We start from the raw sequence: 17,843 nt of genomic DNA, 5'->3' as shown, positions 1-17,843 counted from the left end.
TTCGTCCGTGTGGCTCTCAAACTCGAGGAACGCTCCGGTCGAACACATCGACCAAGGAGTAGTTCATGCCCAACCCGATTCCCTATGATGTCGTCATCGCCGGCGCCGGTCCTGTCGGCCTGTTTCTCGCCTGCGAGCTGCGCCTGGCAGGCCTCTGCGTGCTGGTGCTGGAGCAGGCCCCGAGCCCCAGCTCGCCGCTGAAGCGGCTGCCCTTCGGCATGCGCGGCCTTAACGTGCCCACCATCGAAGCCTTCCACCGTCGCGGCCTGCTGGACGACATTGCGCCGCCCGCGAAGGATGGCCCGGGCGGCAAATTGGCCGCCGCCCACTGGATGCAACAGCCGCGCCGCCCCGGCGGCCATTTCGCCGGTATCCAGTTCCATCTCGACGCCGTCGATAGCTCGAGATGGCCCTATCGTCTGCCAGGCCCGGCGAGCCCCGGCATGGCGGTCGAGATGGAGCATCTCGAGACCGCGCTTGCCGTCCGCGCGACCGCGATGGGCGTCGAGATCAGGCGCGGCCTCGCCGTCGACGGCTTCACCCAGGCGGACGAAGGCGTGACCATCCGCGCCGGTGGCGAGACTTTTCACGCATGCTGGCTCGTCGGTTGCGATGGCGGCCGCAGCACGGTTCGCAAGCTCGGCGGCTTTGCCTTCACCGGCACCGATGCCGAATTCACCGGCTATTCCGTCGAAGTCGAAATGGCCGATCCGGACTCAATCAGCCTCGGCCGCCACTACACGCCGACGGGCATGTACACCTACTCACGGCCAGGCACGATCGCGATGGTGGAGTTCGACGGCGCCGCTTTCCACCGGACAGAGCCGATCACGCTTGAGCATGTGCAGGCGGTGTTGCGCCGCGTGTCCGGCACGGACGTCACCTTGACCGCGCTGCGCCTCGCCACGACCTGGACCGATCGCGCCTATCAGGCGACCGCCTACCGCAACGAGCGGGTGCTGCTTGCCGGCGACGCCGCGCACATCCATTCGCCGCTCGGCGGCCAGGGACTCAATCTCGGACTCGGCGACGCGATGAACCTCGGCTGGAAGCTTGCCGCCACCATCCGCGGCGACGCGCCGGCCGGCCTGCTCGACAGCTATTTCGAGGAACGGCACCCGGTCGGCGCGCAGATTCTCGACTGGTCGCGCGCCCAGGTCGCGCTGATGCGGCCAAGCCGCAGTTCACGTGCGCTCGAAGCCATCATCCGCGATCTCATCGACACGCGCGACGGCGCGACCTATTTCGCCGAGCGCGTCTGGGGCGTTTCGCTGCGCTACGATCTTGGCGGCAGCCACAAGCTGGTGGGCCGCAGCGCCCCCGATTTCGAGCTGGCCGACGGGACGAGGCTCGGCGAACGCTTGAGAAACGGGCAAGGCCTGCTGCTGGACTTCGACATCAGCCCTGCCCTTCAGGCGCTTGCCAGCCGCTGGAATGGGCGGATCAGCTATGCCGCCGGCAACGCCCAGGAGCGGCTCGGCCTCAGCGCCGTGCTCGTGCGCCCGGATGGCTTTGTCGCCTGGGCTGCTGATGGCGAGCCTGACCTCGAGGGCGCGGCCCAGGTGGCGGCGCGGTGGTTTGGCGAACCCGAATAGGTGCGCATGCGCGTGCCAAAGGAACTGTTTGAGCCTGATTTCGGTTGTCTGCTGTGCGAACTGCCTTTCCACGAAGGCAGCTGATGAGCGAACATGAAACATGACAGACACGAAGCGTGGTTCCCTGCGAAAGGTCGTGAGCGGCATCGTCGCGGCAATTGCCACCGGCCCTGACCGCGCATCCGAGCGCGGCAAGGGCACCACTGTGGTCGCCGAATGGCCGCTGCCGCCATCGGCAACGCTTGGCTCCTCCATGCGCCTGAAAGGGATCGAACGTGAAGTTCGAGCTCGCCTGCCATGGGTGGTGAGGAAATTCGCCAAGGCTGAGACGGGCCGCATCGTATTGCGCATGTTGAAGACCGACGCGGATGCATTCCATGCGGCCTCGGCAACCATCTCCAGGACACTGGAGGGGATCGAATCCCTGGCCGTGCTTCCGCGCGAGGCAGAAGACATTCTCACCATCTCGGCCCGCGAGCGTCACAAATGGCTCAGGGATGGCCGCCTGAAGAGCATCGGCACGCGCACCGTCAAGATGCGCGGGCGGTCCAAGGCCGTCACCTTCCATGTCTTCGACCCACGCCACATCGAGGATATTCTCGATCGTGACCTGGCGAGCGCCTGGCGGGAGGAAGATGCGCAGGAAGCGTCCGAAAACAGACGGCGCGGTGCTGGTAAGGCCGCTCTGACGCGCGCGGGAAAGCGGGATCGCAAGGCTCGCAGTGCCGGGACTTCGGGAAGGGAAGGCGCGGCGCAGCCAAAATTGGAAGGCTGGGATACGTTCGAGGCGGAAGGCCTGCTGCGCTAAAAAACGAGGCAGCTTGTCGGGAACAGCCCCGGTCGTTCGTCCTCTGTGTGCAAGCGCAAGACCTAGACACCAACCCTTCGGAGCCTGCCAATGATCCCCACCATCACAGCCTTTGAACGCTCGCCCGATGGCGGCAAGGGACTGGCGCGCGATACGCGCGTTCGCTGGGCGCTCGAAGAAGTGGGGCAACCCTATGAGGTTCGGCTTGTTTCCTTCGCCGCGATGAAGGCGCCTGGCCATCTTGCCATCCATCCCTTCGGCCAGATCCCCACCTATGAGGAAGGATCTCTGTGCCTGTTCGAGACCGGCTCGATCGTCTTTCATCTTGCCGAGCAGCATGCGGGGCTGCTGCCCCGGGAGCGCGATGCCCGCGCCCGCGCGATCACCTGGATGTTTGCCGCGCTCAACACCGTCGAGCCGCCGGTCCTCGATTTGACGACGGCCAGGATATTCGAAGCCGACAGGCCCTGGGCAAAGGAGCGTCTGCCGCTGGTGAAGGACCGTATTCGCGCGACGCTGGACAAGCTCTCGGCCTATCTGGGCGCCGCAGAATGGCTCGATGGTGCATTCAGCGCCGGCGATCTGCTGATGGTATCGGTGCTGCTGCGCCTGAGAATGTCAGGCATTCTGGACGAATATCAAAACCTGGCCGCCTATGTGGCGCGCGGCGAAGCGCGGCCCGCTTATGCAAGGGCTTTCGCCGCGCAATTTGCGGTCAACGGCCGATCATAAGCCGATCCGACAGCAGCCTGAACCCTTCGGCGGTGAGCGGACGTCAGGCGAACACCGCCGCAGCGGGCGGCGGGTCACGATCGTCAGGGAGCGGAACGGGAGCATATGCGGCGTAGCTGACGCCCAGGCGCGCCTGCCCGTTCGAACGCGACCAGAGTGTCTCCTCCAGTTTGAACATGTTTACGAGCGGCATCGTGGCGTGGATGACGACGGCAACATCGCGGCTTTCCTGGTCCTGGATCTGGCTGCGGCGGCTCTTCAGTTCGCTGATGATGCTGCCGGCATAGTCCGCCGGCGTCACCACCTCGACCCTCATGATCGGCTCGAGCAGTTGCACGCCGAGATGCGGCGCGGCTTCGCGAAAGCAGGCGCGGCCCGCAACCTCGAAAGCCAAGGCCGAGGAGTCGGTCTCGTGCCAGGCGCCGTCCACCAGTATCGCCTTGACGCCGATCATCGGAAAGCCCGCAAACGGCCCCTGCGACTGGATGCTGCGCAGCCCCTTTTCGACCCCCGCCATATACTCGTTCGGGATCGCACCGCCGGCGATCCTCGACGCGAACACCAAGTCCGGATTGTGCGCGTTCGGCTCGAACATGATCTTGACGCGGGCGAACTGACCCGTGCCGGCCAACAGCTTCTTGTGGGTGTAGTCCTGCTGATAGCTGCGGATGATCGTCTCGCGATAGGCAATTTGCGGGGCGCCGACATTCACTGCAAGATTGAACTCGCGGCGCACGCGGTCGATGATCCTGTCGAGTTCAACTTCGCCCATGGCGGCGATGATCGTCTGACCCGATTCCTCGTCCCATTTGACGTAGAACCAAGGATCCTCGTCCGCCAGCCTCGACAGGACGATACGCAGCTTCCCCTCATCGGCTTTCGACTTCGCCTCGATCGCGAGTTGCAGCAAAGGCCATGGCGCGGCAGGTTTTTCCATGACGATAGGATCGCAGCTTGGCCGTATGTCCGCAACAGGGGGACAGGACCAGCGCCATCAACATCCGCTTCCCCACCCAGGCCGGACGGCTACGGATATTGCGCCTTTGCGACCGCAGGGTCGCCCTGCAACTCCTTCGGCAGGGGAAGGCTCGAGCATTGCAGGTGCACGTTGCGGGCGTAAAGCTTCCGATGCTTCTGCTCGGCCTCCTTGGTGGCCGCTATGATGCCCAGCCCATACGGGCCAAGTGCCGCGAGTTCCCAACCCGGATGTTGTTTCTCGCGAACCGCGTAGTCCGCAGCCGCCGCCCGGGCCTGCTGGCATTCGGGCGACGTCCATTTCGGGTCCTGCGGCGAAAGCGACGTCCCATAGTCGACCGGAGAGGTCGCGCATCCCGCCACCGTCGCGGCCAATGCGGACATCGCTATTCGCGTCGCAAGTCTCATTCCCAAGCCCTTCTCGTGAACCGCATCATCTTAGAGTCCGCACGCGCATACGCTTCCCCGCTGATGCCGTCCCTCTCTCTGCGGGCCCGGCCGACGTGCCGGCCGCGCCAATCACGTATACGCGATGTCTTGCCCTTGCGCTTGCCATAGGCCTCGCTTCATGTCGATCTTCCCGCGGTCAGATTCGGGCTGCGTGCCTGGAACCAAATGACCGGCGAGACTGTTCAGTTGTAACTTTGACACAGCGCTGACACGCCCAGCCGGTTGGGCAAGCGGCGACCTTGAGGAGTTCTCACATGAAGATTTCGTCCAGTTTTCGTTCAATCGCGGTTGCCGCCATCGCCACAGCGGGCATTGGCTTTGCCAGCGCCGCGCATGCCGACAGCGGCACGATCCGCTTTGCCGTCTACAAGGCGGCCTTCTTCGTCGGCGGCTCCGGCGGCGAAGGTACGTTCACCTTCCACGGTAAGTCGTATCCAATCTCCATCGGCGCCGTTTCGGGCGGCCTCGCCTTCGGCGTTTCCAAGACCTATTTCCACGGCACCGTGCGCCATATCAGGCGCGCCCGCGATGTGACGGGTGTCTATGGCGCGGCGGGTGGCGGCGGCACGATCGGCAAGGGCGCCCAGGTAATCGTCATGACAAACGACAAGGGTGCCCAGCTCGAACTCACCGGCAAGCAGGTTGGCCTGCAGGTCAACGCCGATCTCAGCGGCTTTGCCATCTCGCTGAAGTAATGGCCTCGTCCCTTCCGGGGGCACGCTGGACACCAAAGAGGGCGGCGTCAGCTCGACGACCGCCTTTTTTCCACCCATAGGCTTTTGATCCAGTGAGAACTTGATGGCGGCGAGGAAAACTTGATGGCGGCGAGGAAATTGTCGGCGCCGGCAAGCAGTTTTACGCGTTTACGGCCCAAACGACACTTTGTAGGTTGGACACATGGCGCTGAAACGCATGGACAACATAGGAATCGTCGTTGACGACCTCGATGAGACGATTGATTTCTTTCGCGAGCTCGGCCTTGAGCTCGAAGGACGGGCGACGGTCGAAGGAGAATGGGCCGGACGTGTCACCGGACTGGGCGATCAGCGCGTCGAGATTGCCATGATGCGCACGCCGGACGGCCACAGCCGGCTCGAGCTATCCCGCTTCCTCGCGCCGCCTGTCGTGGCGGATCACCGCAACGCCCCGGTCAACGCTCTGGGCTACCTTCGCGTCATGTTCACTGTCGACGACGTCGACGACACGCTGGAAAGGCTCCGCGATCGCGGCGCGCGGCTCGAAGGCGAAGTCGTCCGGTACAAGGACGTGTATCGGCTCTGCTACATCCGCGGGCCCGGCGGCGTTCCCATCGGACTTGCCCAGGAGCTCGGCTGAGCGCGACACGACGACGATGTCAGGAAACGCCTCTCCGTCGTTGGATCAGCTCCGCAGTCCCGGCGCTTCCTGCCCGGTGCGCTCGACATACTCCGTATAGCCGCCGCCATAGGTGTGGATGCCTTCCGGCGTCAGTTCCAGCACGCGGTTCGAAAGTGCTGCCAGGAAGTGCCGGTCGTGCGAGACGAACAGCATGGTGCCTTCATATTGCGACAGCGCCTCGATCAGCATCTGCTTGGTGGCGATGTCGAGGTGGTTGGTGGGCTCGTCCAGCACCAGCAAATTGGGCGGGTCGAACAGCATCAGCGCCATCACCAGCCGCGCCTTCTCGCCGCCTGACAGGACGCGGCATTTCTTCTCGATCTCGTCGCCGGAAAAACCGAAGCAGCCGGCAAGCGCCCGAAGCGGCGCCTGGCCGGCCTGCGGGAAATTGTCTTCCAGCGTCTGGAACACGGTGCGCTCGCCTTCGAGCAGCTCCATGGCGTGCTGGGCGAAATAGCCCATCTTCACGCTCGGCCCCCGCGCCACCGTGCCGGTATCAGGATCGGAGGCGCCCGCCACCAGCTTCAGCAGCGTCGACTTGCCGGCGCCGTTGACGCCCATGATGCACCAGCGCTCGCGGCGGCGGACCTGGAAGTCGAGCCCCTCATAGATGGTGCGGCTGCCATAGGCCTTGTGCACATTCTTCAAGGTGACGACGTCCTCGCCGCAACGCGGTGCCGGCTGGAACTCGAAATTCACGATCTGGCGGCGCTTGGGCGGCTCGACGCGGTCGATCTTGTCGAGCTTCTTGACCCGGCTCTGCACCTGGGCGGCATGCGAAGCGCGCGCCTTGAAGCGCTCGATGAAGGCGATCTCCTTGGCCAGCATCGCCTGCTGGCGCTCGAACTGCGCCTGCTGCTGCTTGTCGGCGATCGCCCGCTGCTGCTGGTAGAATTCATAGTTGCCGGAGTAAGCGGTGAGCGAACCGGCATCGATCTCGACGATCTTGTTGACGATGCGGTTCATGAACTCGCGGTCGTGCGAGGTCATCAAGAGCGCGCCGTCATAGCCCTTGAGGAACTGCTCCAGCCAGATCAGGCTTTCCAGATCGAGATGGTTGGATGGTTCGTCGAGCAACATCACGTCAGGCCGCATCAACAGGATACGGGCCAGCGCCACGCGCATCTTCCAGCCGCCCGACAGCTTGCCGACATCGCCGTCCATCATCTCCTGGCTGAAGCCTAGACCATCCAGAACCTCACGCGCCCGGCCGTCGAGCGCATAGCCGTCGAGCTCTTCGAAGCGATGCTGTGCCTCGCCATATTTCTCGATGATCTCGTCCATCCGGTCGGCCTGGTCCGGGTCGGCCATCGCCGCCTCGAGTTCCGCCATCTCGGCCGCAACATCACTCACCGGCCCGGCACCGTTCATCACTTCGGCGACCGCACTATGGCCCGCCATGTCGCCGACATCCTGGCTGAAATAACCAATGGTAACGCCGCGATCGACCTGCACCTGGCCCTCGTCGGGCTGCTCCTGACTGGTGATCATGCGAAACAGCGTCGTCTTGCCGGCGCCATTGGGTCCGACAAGCCCAACCTTCTCGCCCTTCTGCAGGGAAGCCGACGCCTCGATGAAGACAAGCTGACGGCCGTTCTGCTTGCTGATGCTTTCAAGTCTGATCATGCGGTTTCCGGACTATGCCTGCGCTGAAAGGATTTGCCCGGCGCCATACGCGAAGGAAGGCGCCAAAGGAAGAGGCACAAGCGCCGCAGCGGGTGCGACGCTCTTCCTTCTCCCCTTGCGGGAGAAGGTGGCCTCGCGAAGCGAGGTCGGATGAGGGGTGCTCCAGCTTGGCAATGACGGCACTCTGTCACCCACCCCTCAACCGTCTCGGCGCTAGCGCGCCGATCCACCTTCTCCCACAGGGGGAGAAGGAAACCCGCCCAGACACACTCCAGAAACAAGATTCAACATCCGGGAAAAACTGGCGAAAAGATCGTCTGCGATAACCATCCTCGTAGCAACCGAACAGCGGTCGCCACATCAACGCAAAGGGATGGTCCCGACAATGCAACGACGTTCGACCGGATGGATGGGTGCCCTCGCGGGCATTTCGCTCGCCATGCTTGCGGTCGCGCAATCGGGTGCGGAAGCGGCGGTTACCCGGAGCGAATATTGCAGCCGGCTCGGTCTTCAACTCGACGGAGCCATCCGGACCAAAGCCGAACCCGGTGCCAGTGCGAGCCAGATCGCGCAGGCAACGGCACTCCAGGACAAGGCGAACCGGTTCTGTTCCGAGCGCAAGCAGGCGCAAGGCATCCGGACCTACGCCAACGCCCTGAAACTTCTTGGCGTGACACCGGTCGACCTCGACCGGTGACAGCAACCATCAAACTCTGAAGGAAGCCTCTCATGAACAAGCCCCTCCTCTCCGCCCTCGGCCTGGCCATCGCTCTCGGTCTGGCAATGCCGGTTGTCGGCACCGCCAATGCGGCGTCCACAACCACGACGACGACCGCTCCGGCGACGACGACCGCCCCGGCGACCGCTCCGGCGGCTCCCGCTGCCGTGGACGCGGCGAAGACGCCGGTCAAGGCGGCCGCGCACAAGCGTCACCGGCACCACAAGAAGCACCACAGGCATGTGCGCAAGCACGCTCACCGGCACGTCGCCAGGAAGCATCATCACACGCGTACCCACAAGAAGCACGGCCACAAGCACGCCAAGGCAGCTTAAGCTGCTCTGACCTCTCTCTGACTACCTCCCGGGAAAAGGCCGCCACTCGCAGAAAGCGAGGGCGGCTTTTTCTTGTGCCCTTTCACGCAAGCCAATCGCTGAAAGTACGCCAAAACAAGCGCTTACAGCAATTCCGCGATTCAGATCGTGAAGCGCCTCAAGCCACCCCGAGCGCGGCCCGAACCTGCCGTCCGCTCATGCCGCTGTCGAAGACGGCGGTGCCTGGATCGAAGCGGCGGGCCTGTGACAGCGGTCCGACAACCACCGGATCGAAGCCGGCGTCGCTCGCCAGCCGCACCGCCAGGGCAACAGCGTATTCGTCATCGCCGGCAAGGGGAATGCCGATCCCGTCGCCGGCGCGATGCGCCTGCGATTGCAGCGTCGTCCACATCACCGTGCTGAAGGCACGAACCAGCCTTGCACGCGGCAACAGCGGCGCGACGGCGAAAGCCACGCCATCCTTGCGGGCAAGCGCTGCGTCGCCAAAGGCGCCGTCGCGCGGCGGGTCGGGCACCGTAGCGTCGAGCAGCACCGTGTCGCCGAGTGCTGCCGCGATCTCGGCCGCGACATCGGGCCATGCGCGAAACGGGATGGCCGCCAGCACGACATCCGCGCCGGCAACGGCGTCGAGGACAGAGCCCGCAGTGGCCTTGCCGCCAAGGCCGGAAAGCATAGAGCGCAACCGCTCGGGATGCCGCACACCAAAGCTCACCTCATGTCCGGCCTGCACCCACAGCCGCCCGACCGTGCCGCCGATCATGCCGGCGCCCAGAATGCCTATTCTCATCGTCACCTCCTGTTCAACCGCCATTACCACGGCAGTCTTTTGCCATCGCGAAAGAAGCCACCGTTGGGGCCGTCATCCGGCAAGGTTGCGGCCCAGACGATGCCGGCCGCCCCTTGCGCCACCGGGCGTCCGCCCGGCCCGCCCATATCGGTGGCGACCCAGCCCGGACAGATGGCGTTGACCAGCACGCCGAAGCCGCGCAGTTCGGCCGCCAGCACGCAGGTCAGCGCATTGAGCGCCGCCTTCGAGGTCGAATAGGCTGGCGCCCCTGCCCCCATCGAGGCCAGCGATCCGCCTTCCGACGACACATTGACCAGCCTGCCATGGCCGCCTGCCTTCAACAGCGGCGCGAAAGCCGCCGCCGCGCGCCAGGCGCCGAAGACATTGGTCTCGAACGCCTCGCGGATCACGGTCCAGTCCGGCCGCAAGGCGCGCGAACCGCTGTCGTAGTGGATGGCGGCATTGTTGATCAGCGCGTCGAGCCGGCCGAACCGGCGCTCGACCTCAGCGGCCGCCTGGGCTGCGGCGTCGGGTGCTGCGACATCGAGCGCAATCGCCTCGACATGGCCATCGAGCCCTTTCGCCACCGCCTCGCCCTTGGCGAGGTCGCGCACGCCGAGCAGCACGGTGAAGCCGAGTTTCGCCAGTTGCCGGCCGGTCTCCAGCCCGATGCCGCGATTGGCGCCGGTGACGAGGGCGACTTTGCTTGGATGGGTGGTCATGTGGGGATGCCTCTGTATGTCGTCTCAGGGAAAAATGGCACGGGCGGAATTGATTTATTAGGTGGTGGAGATCGCAGTCATTGCGCGATGGAATGCATGAATTAATCGTGCAGGAATCGGGTGTCGCCAGGCATCTCGCCATGCGATCGTTCCCCCCTCACGAGGACCCGCCATGCTCACGCTTCACGATTATCTGCCATCGCAAAATGGCTGGAAAGTCCGGGTTCTGCTCGGCCTGCTGAAGATTCCTTACGAGACCCGCATTGTCTCGATTTTCGAGGGCGAGAGCCACACCGATGCGTTCCACAAACTGAACCCGGCCGGTGCCGTTCCAGTGCTTCAGCTCGAAAACGGCAGTGCCATCGCCGAATCCAATGCGATCCTCACCTACCTCGCCGAAGGCACGCTGCTGCTGCCGGCGGACCGTTTCCGACGCGCCAAGATCATGCAATGGCTGTTCTTCGAACAATACAATGTCGAGCCCGTCATCGGCTCGCTGCGCTTCTGGACCTTGACCGGGCGGCTCGAGCGCAACCAGGCCATGGTCGCCGGCAAGCGCGAGGCCGGCGCCCGCACGCTCGCTGCGCTAAACCGCAGCCTTGGCGAGACGCCGTTCCTCACCGGAAGCAATCTTACCATCGCCGACATCGCCATCTATGCCTACAGCCACCGCGCCGAGGATTGCGGTTTTTCTCTTGCGGACTATCCGGCATTCCTCGCCTGGACCAACCGCGTGCGCGATGCCATCGGCCAGGGCTATCCGGTCCATCCCTACAGCATCGATCCGCACTCGGGTGCGTGAAAGCCGGCTCAATCCCACCCGCCAGAACCTGTCTGTTTACACCATGGCAGAATAGGGATATTTCATATCCTTAATAGAGTTCGGTCGGCCGGAATCCGTGGATGATCCTGAAAAGCCAAGTCGAATGGGCACTGCACTGTTGCGCCATTCTCGCCGGCCTGCCCGAGGGGCGCTATCTCTCCACGAAAGCGCTCGCAGAATTCCACGGCCTTCCCAAGGAATATCTTTCCAAGGCGCTGCAAAGCCTGTCGCAGGCGGGGCTGGTCGCTACGACCCTGGGCCCATCAGGTGGATACCGGTTGGCGCGGGCACCGGCCGAGCTGACCTTCCTGGACATCGTGGAAGCGGTGGAGGGCAAGGCGCGGACGTTTGTGTGCAACAACATCCGCGAGAACAATCCGTGTCGTCCCCAAGGCTATTGCGAAAGCGGGCCCTGCCCGGTGGCGCGCATCATGTGGGAAGCCGACGAGGCCTGGCGTGAAAAATTGCGCGCCGTCAGGCTTTCCGACCTCACCGAAGCGCTGGCCCTCGACATTCCGGCGGACCTTTGGAAAAGCAGCTTCGAATGGGTGCTGGAGCGAGCCGGATGACCGGTCGCGACGGGCGACGGGCCTCTCGTCGCCGAGAGAACCCGGCGTCATCCGGGTTCTCAGGCACGGCCGGACGCCTGGAAGGCGTCCGCTCTGCTCGGTCTACTTCTTGACCGGATAGGTCAGTTCCTTCTGCGCGGTATCGACCACGAACACCGCCAGCAGCTTCGCGGGCTTCGTCTTGCTGCCGTTCTCGCTCACGCTGTGGCGATCGCCCGGCATCTCCGAGAAGCTCTCGCCGGCCTTGTAGACCTTGACCGGGCCGTCATTGACCTGGCTGCGGATGGAGCCTTCCAGAACCGTCGCATAGATGAAGGCGGAGCTTGGATGCGTATGCGCCTCCGAAGTGCCGCCTGGGCCATATTCGACCAGAATACCCTTGATGCTTTTGCCCGGAACATTCGGCAGTTCATGCTCATAGACGAGGGTCACCTTGGCCGCCTTCTCGCCGGCGGGATGGGCCTCCGTGGCTCCGGCCGGGCCGGCCAGGGCTGCCGTTATGACGAGGGCGGCGGCGATTGACTTGATCATTTGAAAAACTCCTTCTTGTGTTGGGCGATCGCCGCGCCTGAGCCACGGCGCATCCTGGCGGTCATTTCCGCGCCGAGGTGGGAAACCACTGCTCGAAGGTGATGCGGCCAAGGCGAGGATTGTTGTCGGAGACGAGCGAAGTGTCGTTCAGCCGCGCGCCGAAGTAGAGCGCCTCCGGATCGGCCACCACCTCACGAGGATCGCTGACAGCCTTGAGGTAGCGGGCGACGAGCTCGCTCATGCGCACGCGCTCTGGACCCGAAATCTCGATCATGCCGTTGATCGGCGCGGCGAGCGCGACACCGGCCATGACGTCGGCGACGTCGTCGGATGCGATGGGCTGCACATAGGCCGGCGACAGATGCACGGCCTCGCCGACAGTGCCCGACTTGGCGATGCCGGCCAGGAACTCCATGAACTGCGTGGAATGAACGATGGTGTAGGGGATGCCGGAAGCCTTGATCAGCTCTTCCTGGACGAGTTTAGCGCGGAAATAGCCGCAGTCCTGCAGGCGTTCGGTGCCGACAACCGAGAGCGCGATATGGTGCCTGACCCCGGCGACCTTGTCCGCCGCGAGCAGGTTGCGGCCTGATGTCGTGAAGAAGTCCATCGACGCCTTGTCCTCGAAGGAAGGGGAGTTGGCGAGGTCGATGACGACCTCCGCGCCTTGGAGCGCCTCCGGCAGGCCTTCGCCGGTGATGGTGTTGACGCCGGTATTCGGCGCGGCGGCAATCACCTCGTGACCCTGCTTGCGAAGGCGTTCGGTGGTCTTGGAACCGATGAGGCCGGTGCCCCCGATGATGACGATTTTCATAACAGTCTCCATTTGCGGCCGCACTGTTTCGCCGCAGCGATTGATAGGTCTGTTCAGGGATGGGTTAGTTCAGGCCGGCCTTGTCGAGGCCGTAAAGCTTGTCCGCGGAGCCGGGCACGGTCTTGAAGGCGACGTTGACGCGGTTCCAGGCATTGATGGCCATGACCGAGAAGGTGAGGTCGGAGATTTCCTTTTCCGAAAGCTGCCCGCGCACACGCTCGTAGAGCTCGTCCGGGATACCGCTTTCGGAGAGTTTGGTGACGGCCTCGGTCCAGGCAAGGGCGGCACGTTCACGGGGAATGAAAAGGGTCGATTCCCGCCAGACGGCGACATGATAGAGCCGCAGCTCGCTCTCGCCGTGGATCTTGGCTTCCTTGACATGCATGTCGAGGCAGAAGGCGCAGCCATTGATCTGCGATGCCCGGATGTGGACCAGATCGCGGATCTTTTCTTCGATGGCGCTGTGTGTCTCGGCCATGCTGAGATCGATGAGCTTTTTGAACAATTCAGGCGATTGCTGCGCGGCGTTGAGGCGCTGTGTCATGGCTTTCCCTTACTTGAGGATATTTCATGTCCTTAAGGATATTTAATATCCATAATATCTGGACAGTAAAGCGCCACTCGCCTAGGATGCGGACATAAGGCTTATGTCGAAAAGTATGAGGCGAGGATGGATGTCGTATCGGCGTTGCGAACGTTCCTGCGCGTGGCGCAGACAAAATCCTTCTCGGCGGCCGCCATCGACCTCAATCTGACGCAGCCGGCTGTATCCCGGCAGGTTTCGGCGCTGGAATCGCATCTGAAGACGCGCCTTCTGCACCGCACGACGAGCGCGCTCGCCTTGACGGCGGAGGGCGAACAGATGTTGCCGATGGCGCTGCGCGTCATCGAAGCGGTCGAAGCGCTCGGCCAGGCCAGCAGCGCCGAGGCGGCAGCCGTATCCGGAAAGGTGAGGCTCAGCCTGCCGACGCCGCTCGGCTTCTTCATCAGCGACCGCCTGGCAACGCTGCTGGGGCGCCATCCGGCACTTCAAGTCGAACTGCTGCTTCGCGACGAGCCGTCGGACCTCATCGCGAACGCAATCGATCTCGAGGTACGGCTCGGGCCGGTCGGTGACAGCAGCCTGATGTGCCGCCGGATCGGCTGGACAACAGCCTTTCTCGTGGCCTCGCCAGCCTATCTCAAGGGACGCGACGCACCGCGAACGCCGCAAGACATAAGGGATCACGCCTGCATCTGTTACAGCCGTGGCGGCGACGGCCGGTCATGGTCGTTCTCCAGCGGAGCGGATGAAATTGTTCTGCGGATCGAGCCCCGCCTTGTCGCCAACAATTCAATGGCCGTCCATCGCGCGGCATTGGCAGGAGCCGGGCTTGCGGTGCTCTCGCATATTCTGGCCGAGCCGGACATCGAAGCAGGCAGGCTGGTCAAGCTGATGCCGGATTTTCCGCCGACACGCCTGCCGATCAATGTCGTCTACCCATCCCGCCGGAATATACCGCTGCGGGTGACAACGGTCCTCGACTTTCTTATCCAGGCCGTGCGCGACGACATCCTGATGTCGTCGGCGGCGCCCTCGCCGACCATCCCTGTGGCGTCGCCCCGCGCTCCGGCGCCGGACGCGCCCTACTTCTTGCCCTGCGGATAGATCGTCTCGCCACGCTTCAGCATCGCGACGAAGGTCTCGATCTTCTTCTTGCGTCCCGCCTCGGTCTTCATGTTGTGGGTGCGGAAGGCGAGCGAGAAGCGGTTCTGCGCGCTGAGTTTCTCCAGCATCGCCTTGGCCGCCGGCTCGGCATCGATCGCCGCCTGCAAATCGTCAGGGATTTTCATCTCCTTGCCGCTGCCATAGGCGCGCGCCCAGCGTCCGTCGGCCTTGGCGGCTTCGACCTGTTTCAGCCCATGCCCGGTCATGCGGCCCTCCTCGATGAGCCGCGCGACATTGTCGATGTTGATCTTGCTCCAGATGCTCTTCTTGCCGCGCGGCGTGTAGCGCTGCAGGAAACTGTTGTCGTCCAGCCCCTTGCGCACCGCGTCTATCCAGCCGAAGCACAGCACGACGTCGATGGCTTCTTTCGGTGTGATCGACTTCAGCCCCGACCCTACCTTGTGCACCTTGATCCATACTTCGGTTTCCGTGGCGTGGTGTTGGCCGAGCCAGGCGTGGAAACTCGCCGCATCGGGGAATTCCCGGACCTTGTCCGGATCGACCTTGACCGGCGCCATCAGCGGGCCAGCCGGTTCAGAATTGTTGTCGCTGGCGTCGTAGTCACCTTGCCTCCGTCATCTTGCGATTCCCGGTATCATGGCATCGATCTCTGCCATTTTCCGTCAGCAGAAAAACGGCTGCCGCGAAGCAACGGAACGCACCATCCATCGCCGTTGCGGCAAGAGTGCAACCGACCAGACCGACGAGCGCGACACTTCCCCACCGTGCTATAGGACCACAAATTGTCACGCGGGGGATACGTCACGATGAAATCTCTGCTCTTCGCCATTGCCTTGTTGCTACCGACCGTCGCCGTCGCCGAGCCTATCGAAACCCAAAAAATCATCACCGCTGTGACCGGCGACTTCAATGGCGACGGTGCTCCCGACCTTGCCATGGTGGTCGAGACCGGGCCGAACGACCCGATGGACATCCATTTCTTCCTTAAGGATATCGAGCACAATTACCTCAAGCCCGTCGAAATTGTGCGCGAACAGATCGGTGGTGCGTGGAACGGTTACGACCGGCCGGGCTATGAAAACTCCGACACCGAGCCGGAGCTGACGATGCTGCCCAACGGCTCGATCAAATTCTATCTGCCGGCGCCGGAGATCGGCAGCGAGCGCACCAACCAGACGCTGACCATCGCCTACCGCAATGGCGCCTTCATCGTTGCCGGCTTCGCCTACGATTCCGATGATTATCTGCAGGAGAATGCCGCCAGCGCCTGTGACTACAATGTGCTGACCGGCAAGGGCACCAGCTCGAAGCAGCAGCCGGACGGCAGCACCAAGCACAAGACCGTGTCGGCTGAAGGCCGGACCATCGCATTCCGGGACTGGAACTCAGGCGACGCCTTCACCGCTTGCCAGGAATAAGCGGCGCCCTGCCCCTCCGACCGGCGTCAGACCGGCGGCGGTGCTGCCGGAGTCAGCCCATGGCGGCGCATGATCTCCATCATCTTGGCCTTGTCCGGCGGCCCGCCGGCGGCGTCGTTGAGCAAGCCGAAGGCTTCGCGGAAATAGTCCGGGCCGATCGCCGCCGGCGTGATGACGCACAGCGCCTTCGCGTCTCGGGTGCCGTTGTTGTCGAAGCGGTGAACGGCGCCGCGTGGAATGCACAGCGCTTCCCCCGGCCCAACCTCGATCGGCTTGCCGTTCACGGTCCAGGTCAGAACGCCGTCAATGCCGTAGATCGTTTCCTCGTAGTGATCGTGGCTGTGCGCCGGCGCGGGCAAGCGCTGTGCTCCCGGCACCATCAGCTCGAAAGCGGCGACACTGCCATTCGAACTTTCACCCGATACCAGGAAGCGGACCGACAGCCCCTTGGTGCCGATGATCTCGTTGGCTGGATTGACCTGAAGATTCATCACGGACATTGCGCAAACCCCTCCGGTAAATTACATTTACTAGCTATCAGTAAACTCAATTTACCGGATCGTCAATGGCCACCTCCGCCGAAGTTCTCCAGACCAAGACCGAGAACCTGCTGATCGGCGCCCTCTTGCGCGTGCCGGCGCAGGCGATCCAGCGCCGGCTGATCAAGGAACTCAACGCCGCCGGTTTCGACGAATTGCGCTTGCCGCACATGGCCGTGCTGCAGTTTCCAGGGCCAGACGGCGCGCGCCCTGGCACCATTGCGGAGCGTGCCGGCATGAGCAAACAGGCCATCAACCAGTTGCTCAGCAGCCTCGAAGGCTACGGCTACATCGTCCGCTCCGACGGCGAAGGCAGCGCGCGCGTGGTGCGCTCCACCGAACGCGGCCATGCCGCCTTCTGGAAAATGGTCGACATCTTGCGCGACATCGAGGAGGAGTGGCGCAGCGAGCTCGGGCCGGAGCGCTTTGCCCAACTGAAAGCGCTGCTGTTCGTCGTCTGGGACAGCCCGCTGGTGCGCTGAGCGGGACGTGCTCTGCTGGCACTATCGGCCTCTCCGATAGCACCATCGGTTTCTTCCGTTTTCCCATAGCGCCCTGACCTGCCAATCCCTGCCCTTGTCCAATCCAGCAAAGGCAGAGCGACATGACCATTTCAAACCAGAAAATCCTGATCGTCGGCGGTGGCTCCGGCATGGGGCTGGCATTGGCCAGGCGCTGCGTCGAGGCCGGCGCCAAGGTTGTCATTGCCGGGCGCGGCGAGGACCGGCTGCAGCAGGCACGCGAGGAACTCGGCAATCCCCCCGGCCTGGAGATGACCGTGGTCGACATCGCCCGGGAAGACCAGGTCGCGGACCTGTTCGCGCGCATCGGCGCTCTCGACCACATCGTCAGCACGGCAGCCGACATCGAAGGCGCCTACAGGCTGCTGCCGGAGCTTGACCTCAAGGCGGCGCAGCGCGCGGTCGACAGCAAGCTCTTCGGCCCGCTGCTGCTCGCCAAGCACGGTGCGCCACGGCTTGGCGTCGGCGGCTCGATGACCTTCGTCTCCGGCATTGCCGCCTACCGGCCGGCCGCGCGCGGCTCGGTCGTCGCCGCCGTCAATGCAGCACTTGAAGGGCTGGTGCGGGCGCTTGCCGTCGAACTCGCGCCGGTCCGCGTCAACGCCGTCTCGCCCGGCTGGGTCGACACCACGATCTGGGCGCAGGTCGCCGGCGACCGCAAGGCCGAAATGCTTGCCGCGATGGCCGAGCGGCTTCCGGTCGGCCGGATCGGCCAGCCCGCAGACATCGCCGACGCCATTTTCTTCCTCATCGGCAATGGTTTTACCACCGGAACGACGCTGCATGTCGAAGGCGGACACCGGCTCGTCTGAAATGGACCGGCATCGGGAACTG

The 17,843-nt window shown here is 63.8% G+C and carries 22 protein-coding genes and 1 pseudogene; 13 read left to right on the top strand and 10 right to left on the bottom strand.

What is annotated here, in order from left to right:
• Positions 1 to 65: 65 nt before the first annotated feature.
• The 3 genes from AC1D05_RS30635 (at position 66) to AC1D05_RS30625 (ending at position 3,135) form a co-directional block, all read left to right on the top strand.
• A complete protein-coding gene (locus AC1D05_RS30635) occupies positions 66 to 1,595 on the top strand; it encodes an FAD-dependent monooxygenase (protein WP_477445970.1) in 1,530 nt (509 codons plus the stop codon).
• A gap of 100 nt (positions 1,596 to 1,695) precedes the next feature.
• Entirely contained in the window at positions 1,696 to 2,403 is a 708-nt protein-coding gene (locus AC1D05_RS30630) for a hypothetical protein (RefSeq protein ID WP_477445968.1), read from the top strand.
• Positions 2,404 to 2,493: 90 nt separating this feature from the next.
• Positions 2,494 to 3,135 (top strand): glutathione S-transferase family protein, encoded by a 642-nt coding sequence (locus AC1D05_RS30625; RefSeq protein WP_477445966.1) that lies wholly within the window; start codon positions 2,494 to 2,496, stop codon positions 3,133 to 3,135.
• A gap of 43 nt (positions 3,136 to 3,178) precedes the next feature.
• Here AC1D05_RS30625 and AC1D05_RS30620 read toward each other — a convergent pair.
• Both AC1D05_RS30620 and AC1D05_RS30615 read right to left on the bottom strand, forming a co-directional pair.
• Positions 3,179 to 4,087: pseudogene (locus AC1D05_RS30620) on the bottom strand (translation factor GTPase family protein); the annotation flags it as partial.
• A 74-nt stretch (positions 4,088 to 4,161) separates the two neighbouring features.
• Complete coding sequence (locus AC1D05_RS30615) at positions 4,162 to 4,518, bottom strand: hypothetical protein (protein ID WP_477445964.1); 357 nt, start codon at positions 4,516 to 4,518, stop codon at positions 4,162 to 4,164.
• A 296-nt stretch (positions 4,519 to 4,814) separates the two neighbouring features.
• Between AC1D05_RS30615 and AC1D05_RS30610 the strand changes: the two genes are divergently transcribed.
• Positions 4,815 to 5,255: a lipid-binding SYLF domain-containing protein gene (locus AC1D05_RS30610; RefSeq protein ID WP_096448255.1), complete on the top strand. Its 441-nt coding sequence runs from the start codon at positions 4,815 to 4,817 to the stop codon at positions 5,253 to 5,255.
• 202 nt (positions 5,256 to 5,457) lie between these two features.
• Positions 5,458 to 5,895: a VOC family protein gene (locus AC1D05_RS30605; RefSeq protein ID WP_477445962.1), complete on the top strand. Its 438-nt coding sequence runs from the start codon at positions 5,458 to 5,460 to the stop codon at positions 5,893 to 5,895.
• A gap of 45 nt (positions 5,896 to 5,940) precedes the next feature.
• Here AC1D05_RS30605 and AC1D05_RS30600 read toward each other — a convergent pair whose 3' ends face one another.
• Entirely contained in the window at positions 5,941 to 7,563 is a 1,623-nt protein-coding gene (locus AC1D05_RS30600; protein WP_475459643.1) for an ABC-F family ATP-binding cassette domain-containing protein, read from the bottom strand.
• A gap of 385 nt (positions 7,564 to 7,948) precedes the next feature.
• On the opposite strand from AC1D05_RS30600, the gene AC1D05_RS30595 reads away from it, so the two are divergent.
• Positions 7,949 to 8,260 (top strand): hypothetical protein, encoded by a 312-nt coding sequence (locus AC1D05_RS30595; RefSeq protein ID WP_477445960.1) that lies wholly within the window; start codon positions 7,949 to 7,951, stop codon positions 8,258 to 8,260.
• Between the two features lie 32 nt (positions 8,261 to 8,292).
• Positions 8,293 to 8,616, top strand: coding sequence for a hypothetical protein (locus AC1D05_RS30590; protein WP_477445958.1), 324 nt, complete (start codon positions 8,293 to 8,295; stop codon positions 8,614 to 8,616).
• Positions 8,617 to 8,773: 157 nt separating this feature from the next.
• On the opposite strand, the gene AC1D05_RS30585 is transcribed toward AC1D05_RS30590, so the two are convergent.
• Together AC1D05_RS30585 and AC1D05_RS30580 are read right to left on the bottom strand one after the other, a co-directional pair.
• A complete protein-coding gene (locus tag AC1D05_RS30585; RefSeq protein WP_477445956.1) occupies positions 8,774 to 9,403 on the bottom strand; it encodes an NADPH-dependent F420 reductase in 630 nt (209 codons plus the stop codon).
• 23 nt (positions 9,404 to 9,426) lie between these two features.
• Positions 9,427 to 10,125, bottom strand: coding sequence for an SDR family NAD(P)-dependent oxidoreductase (locus AC1D05_RS30580; protein WP_477445954.1), 699 nt, complete (start codon positions 10,123 to 10,125; stop codon positions 9,427 to 9,429).
• A gap of 172 nt (positions 10,126 to 10,297) precedes the next feature.
• Between AC1D05_RS30580 and AC1D05_RS30575 the strand changes: the two genes are divergently transcribed.
• Complete coding sequence (locus tag AC1D05_RS30575; protein ID WP_477445952.1) at positions 10,298 to 10,927, top strand: glutathione S-transferase family protein; 630 nt, start codon at positions 10,298 to 10,300, stop codon at positions 10,925 to 10,927.
• 101 nt (positions 10,928 to 11,028) lie between these two features.
• On the top strand, positions 11,029 to 11,517 hold the full coding sequence (locus AC1D05_RS30570; protein ID WP_477445950.1) for an RrF2 family transcriptional regulator: 489 nt from the start codon (positions 11,029 to 11,031) through the stop codon (positions 11,515 to 11,517).
• A 102-nt stretch (positions 11,518 to 11,619) separates the two neighbouring features.
• Here AC1D05_RS30570 and AC1D05_RS30565 read toward each other — a convergent pair whose 3' ends face one another.
• From AC1D05_RS30565 to AC1D05_RS30555, 3 genes are all read right to left on the bottom strand, one after another.
• Positions 11,620 to 12,048, bottom strand: a complete 429-nt coding sequence (locus tag AC1D05_RS30565; protein WP_477445948.1) for a cupin domain-containing protein — start codon at positions 12,046 to 12,048, stop codon at positions 11,620 to 11,622.
• Positions 12,049 to 12,109: 61 nt separating this feature from the next.
• Complete coding sequence (locus AC1D05_RS30560; protein ID WP_477445946.1) at positions 12,110 to 12,862, bottom strand: SDR family oxidoreductase; 753 nt, start codon at positions 12,860 to 12,862, stop codon at positions 12,110 to 12,112.
• A 64-nt stretch (positions 12,863 to 12,926) separates the two neighbouring features.
• Positions 12,927 to 13,406 carry a carboxymuconolactone decarboxylase family protein gene (locus AC1D05_RS30555; protein ID WP_477445944.1) on the bottom strand — a complete coding sequence of 160 codons (480 nt, stop codon included), beginning with the start codon at positions 13,404 to 13,406 and terminating at the stop codon, positions 12,927 to 12,929.
• A gap of 126 nt (positions 13,407 to 13,532) precedes the next feature.
• On the opposite strand from AC1D05_RS30555, the gene AC1D05_RS30550 reads away from it, so the two are divergent.
• Positions 13,533 to 14,510: a LysR family transcriptional regulator gene (locus AC1D05_RS30550; RefSeq protein ID WP_477445942.1), complete on the top strand. Its 978-nt coding sequence runs from the start codon at positions 13,533 to 13,535 to the stop codon at positions 14,508 to 14,510.
• Here the strand turns inward: AC1D05_RS30550 and AC1D05_RS30545 are convergent.
• On the bottom strand, positions 14,489 to 15,088 hold the full coding sequence (locus AC1D05_RS30545) for a YdeI/OmpD-associated family protein (protein ID WP_477445940.1): 600 nt from the start codon (positions 15,086 to 15,088) through the stop codon (positions 14,489 to 14,491). The genes AC1D05_RS30550 and AC1D05_RS30545 overlap by 22 nt on opposite strands.
• Positions 15,089 to 15,337: 249 nt before the next feature.
• Between AC1D05_RS30545 and AC1D05_RS30540 the strand changes: the two genes are divergently transcribed.
• Entirely contained in the window at positions 15,338 to 15,949 is a 612-nt protein-coding gene (locus tag AC1D05_RS30540) for a hypothetical protein (protein ID WP_477445938.1), read from the top strand.
• Positions 15,950 to 15,975: 26 nt separating this feature from the next.
• Here AC1D05_RS30540 and AC1D05_RS30535 read toward each other — a convergent pair whose 3' ends face one another.
• A complete protein-coding gene (locus tag AC1D05_RS30535) occupies positions 15,976 to 16,449 on the bottom strand; it encodes a cupin domain-containing protein (RefSeq protein WP_477445936.1) in 474 nt (157 codons plus the stop codon).
• 65 nt (positions 16,450 to 16,514) lie between these two features.
• On the opposite strand from AC1D05_RS30535, the gene AC1D05_RS30530 reads away from it, so the two are divergent.
• Positions 16,515 to 16,970 carry a MarR family winged helix-turn-helix transcriptional regulator gene (locus AC1D05_RS30530; protein WP_477445934.1) on the top strand — a complete coding sequence of 152 codons (456 nt, stop codon included), beginning with the start codon at positions 16,515 to 16,517 and terminating at the stop codon, positions 16,968 to 16,970.
• Between the two features lie 122 nt (positions 16,971 to 17,092).
• Positions 17,093 to 17,821, top strand: a complete 729-nt coding sequence (locus AC1D05_RS30525) for an SDR family oxidoreductase (protein ID WP_477445932.1) — start codon at positions 17,093 to 17,095, stop codon at positions 17,819 to 17,821.
• The last annotated feature ends 22 nt before the right edge of the window (positions 17,822 to 17,843 follow it).

It is taken from the genome of Mesorhizobium sp. P2_E9 (assembly GCF_056403815.1).
Note: the sequence above shows the minus strand (reverse complement) of the source record. Positions and strands in the feature narration are given on the sequence as shown.

Coding starts and splice junctions, on each gene's coding strand:
- AC1D05_RS30545 (WP_477445940.1), bottom strand. CDS start 15,088: ATGGCGCCGGTCAAGGTCGATCCGGACAAGGTCCGGGAATTCCCCGAT.
- AC1D05_RS30625 (WP_477445966.1), top strand. CDS start 2,494: ATGATCCCCACCATCACAGCCTTTGAACGCTCGCCCGATGGCGGCAAG.
- AC1D05_RS30610 (WP_096448255.1), top strand. CDS start 4,815: ATGAAGATTTCGTCCAGTTTTCGTTCAATCGCGGTTGCCGCCATCGCC.
- AC1D05_RS30580 (WP_477445954.1), bottom strand. CDS start 10,125: ATGACCACCCATCCAAGCAAAGTCGCCCTCGTCACCGGCGCCAATCGC.
- AC1D05_RS30565 (WP_477445948.1), bottom strand. CDS start 12,048: ATGATCAAGTCAATCGCCGCCGCCCTCGTCATAACGGCAGCCCTGGCC.
- AC1D05_RS30540 (WP_477445938.1), top strand. CDS start 15,338: ATGAAATCTCTGCTCTTCGCCATTGCCTTGTTGCTACCGACCGTCGCC.
- AC1D05_RS30630 (WP_477445968.1), top strand. CDS start 1,696: ATGACAGACACGAAGCGTGGTTCCCTGCGAAAGGTCGTGAGCGGCATC.
- AC1D05_RS30635 (WP_477445970.1), top strand. CDS start 66: ATGCCCAACCCGATTCCCTATGATGTCGTCATCGCCGGCGCCGGTCCT.
- AC1D05_RS30590 (WP_477445958.1), top strand. CDS start 8,293: ATGAACAAGCCCCTCCTCTCCGCCCTCGGCCTGGCCATCGCTCTCGGT.
- AC1D05_RS30535 (WP_477445936.1), bottom strand. CDS start 16,449: ATGTCCGTGATGAATCTTCAGGTCAATCCAGCCAACGAGATCATCGGC.
- AC1D05_RS30530 (WP_477445934.1), top strand. CDS start 16,515: ATGGCCACCTCCGCCGAAGTTCTCCAGACCAAGACCGAGAACCTGCTG.
- AC1D05_RS30605 (WP_477445962.1), top strand. CDS start 5,458: ATGGCGCTGAAACGCATGGACAACATAGGAATCGTCGTTGACGACCTC.
- AC1D05_RS30555 (WP_477445944.1), bottom strand. CDS start 13,406: ATGACACAGCGCCTCAACGCCGCGCAGCAATCGCCTGAATTGTTCAAA.
- AC1D05_RS30570 (WP_477445950.1), top strand. CDS start 11,029: ATGATCCTGAAAAGCCAAGTCGAATGGGCACTGCACTGTTGCGCCATT.
- AC1D05_RS30560 (WP_477445946.1), bottom strand. CDS start 12,862: ATGAAAATCGTCATCATCGGGGGCACCGGCCTCATCGGTTCCAAGACC.
- AC1D05_RS30550 (WP_477445942.1), top strand. CDS start 13,533: ATGGATGTCGTATCGGCGTTGCGAACGTTCCTGCGCGTGGCGCAGACA.
- AC1D05_RS30600 (WP_475459643.1), bottom strand. CDS start 7,563: ATGATCAGACTTGAAAGCATCAGCAAGCAGAACGGCCGTCAGCTTGTC.
- AC1D05_RS30595 (WP_477445960.1), top strand. CDS start 7,949: ATGCAACGACGTTCGACCGGATGGATGGGTGCCCTCGCGGGCATTTCG.
- AC1D05_RS30525 (WP_477445932.1), top strand. CDS start 17,093: ATGACCATTTCAAACCAGAAAATCCTGATCGTCGGCGGTGGCTCCGGC.
- AC1D05_RS30575 (WP_477445952.1), top strand. CDS start 10,298: ATGCTCACGCTTCACGATTATCTGCCATCGCAAAATGGCTGGAAAGTC.
- AC1D05_RS30615 (WP_477445964.1), bottom strand. CDS start 4,518: ATGAGACTTGCGACGCGAATAGCGATGTCCGCATTGGCCGCGACGGTG.
- AC1D05_RS30585 (WP_477445956.1), bottom strand. CDS start 9,403: ATGAGAATAGGCATTCTGGGCGCCGGCATGATCGGCGGCACGGTCGGG.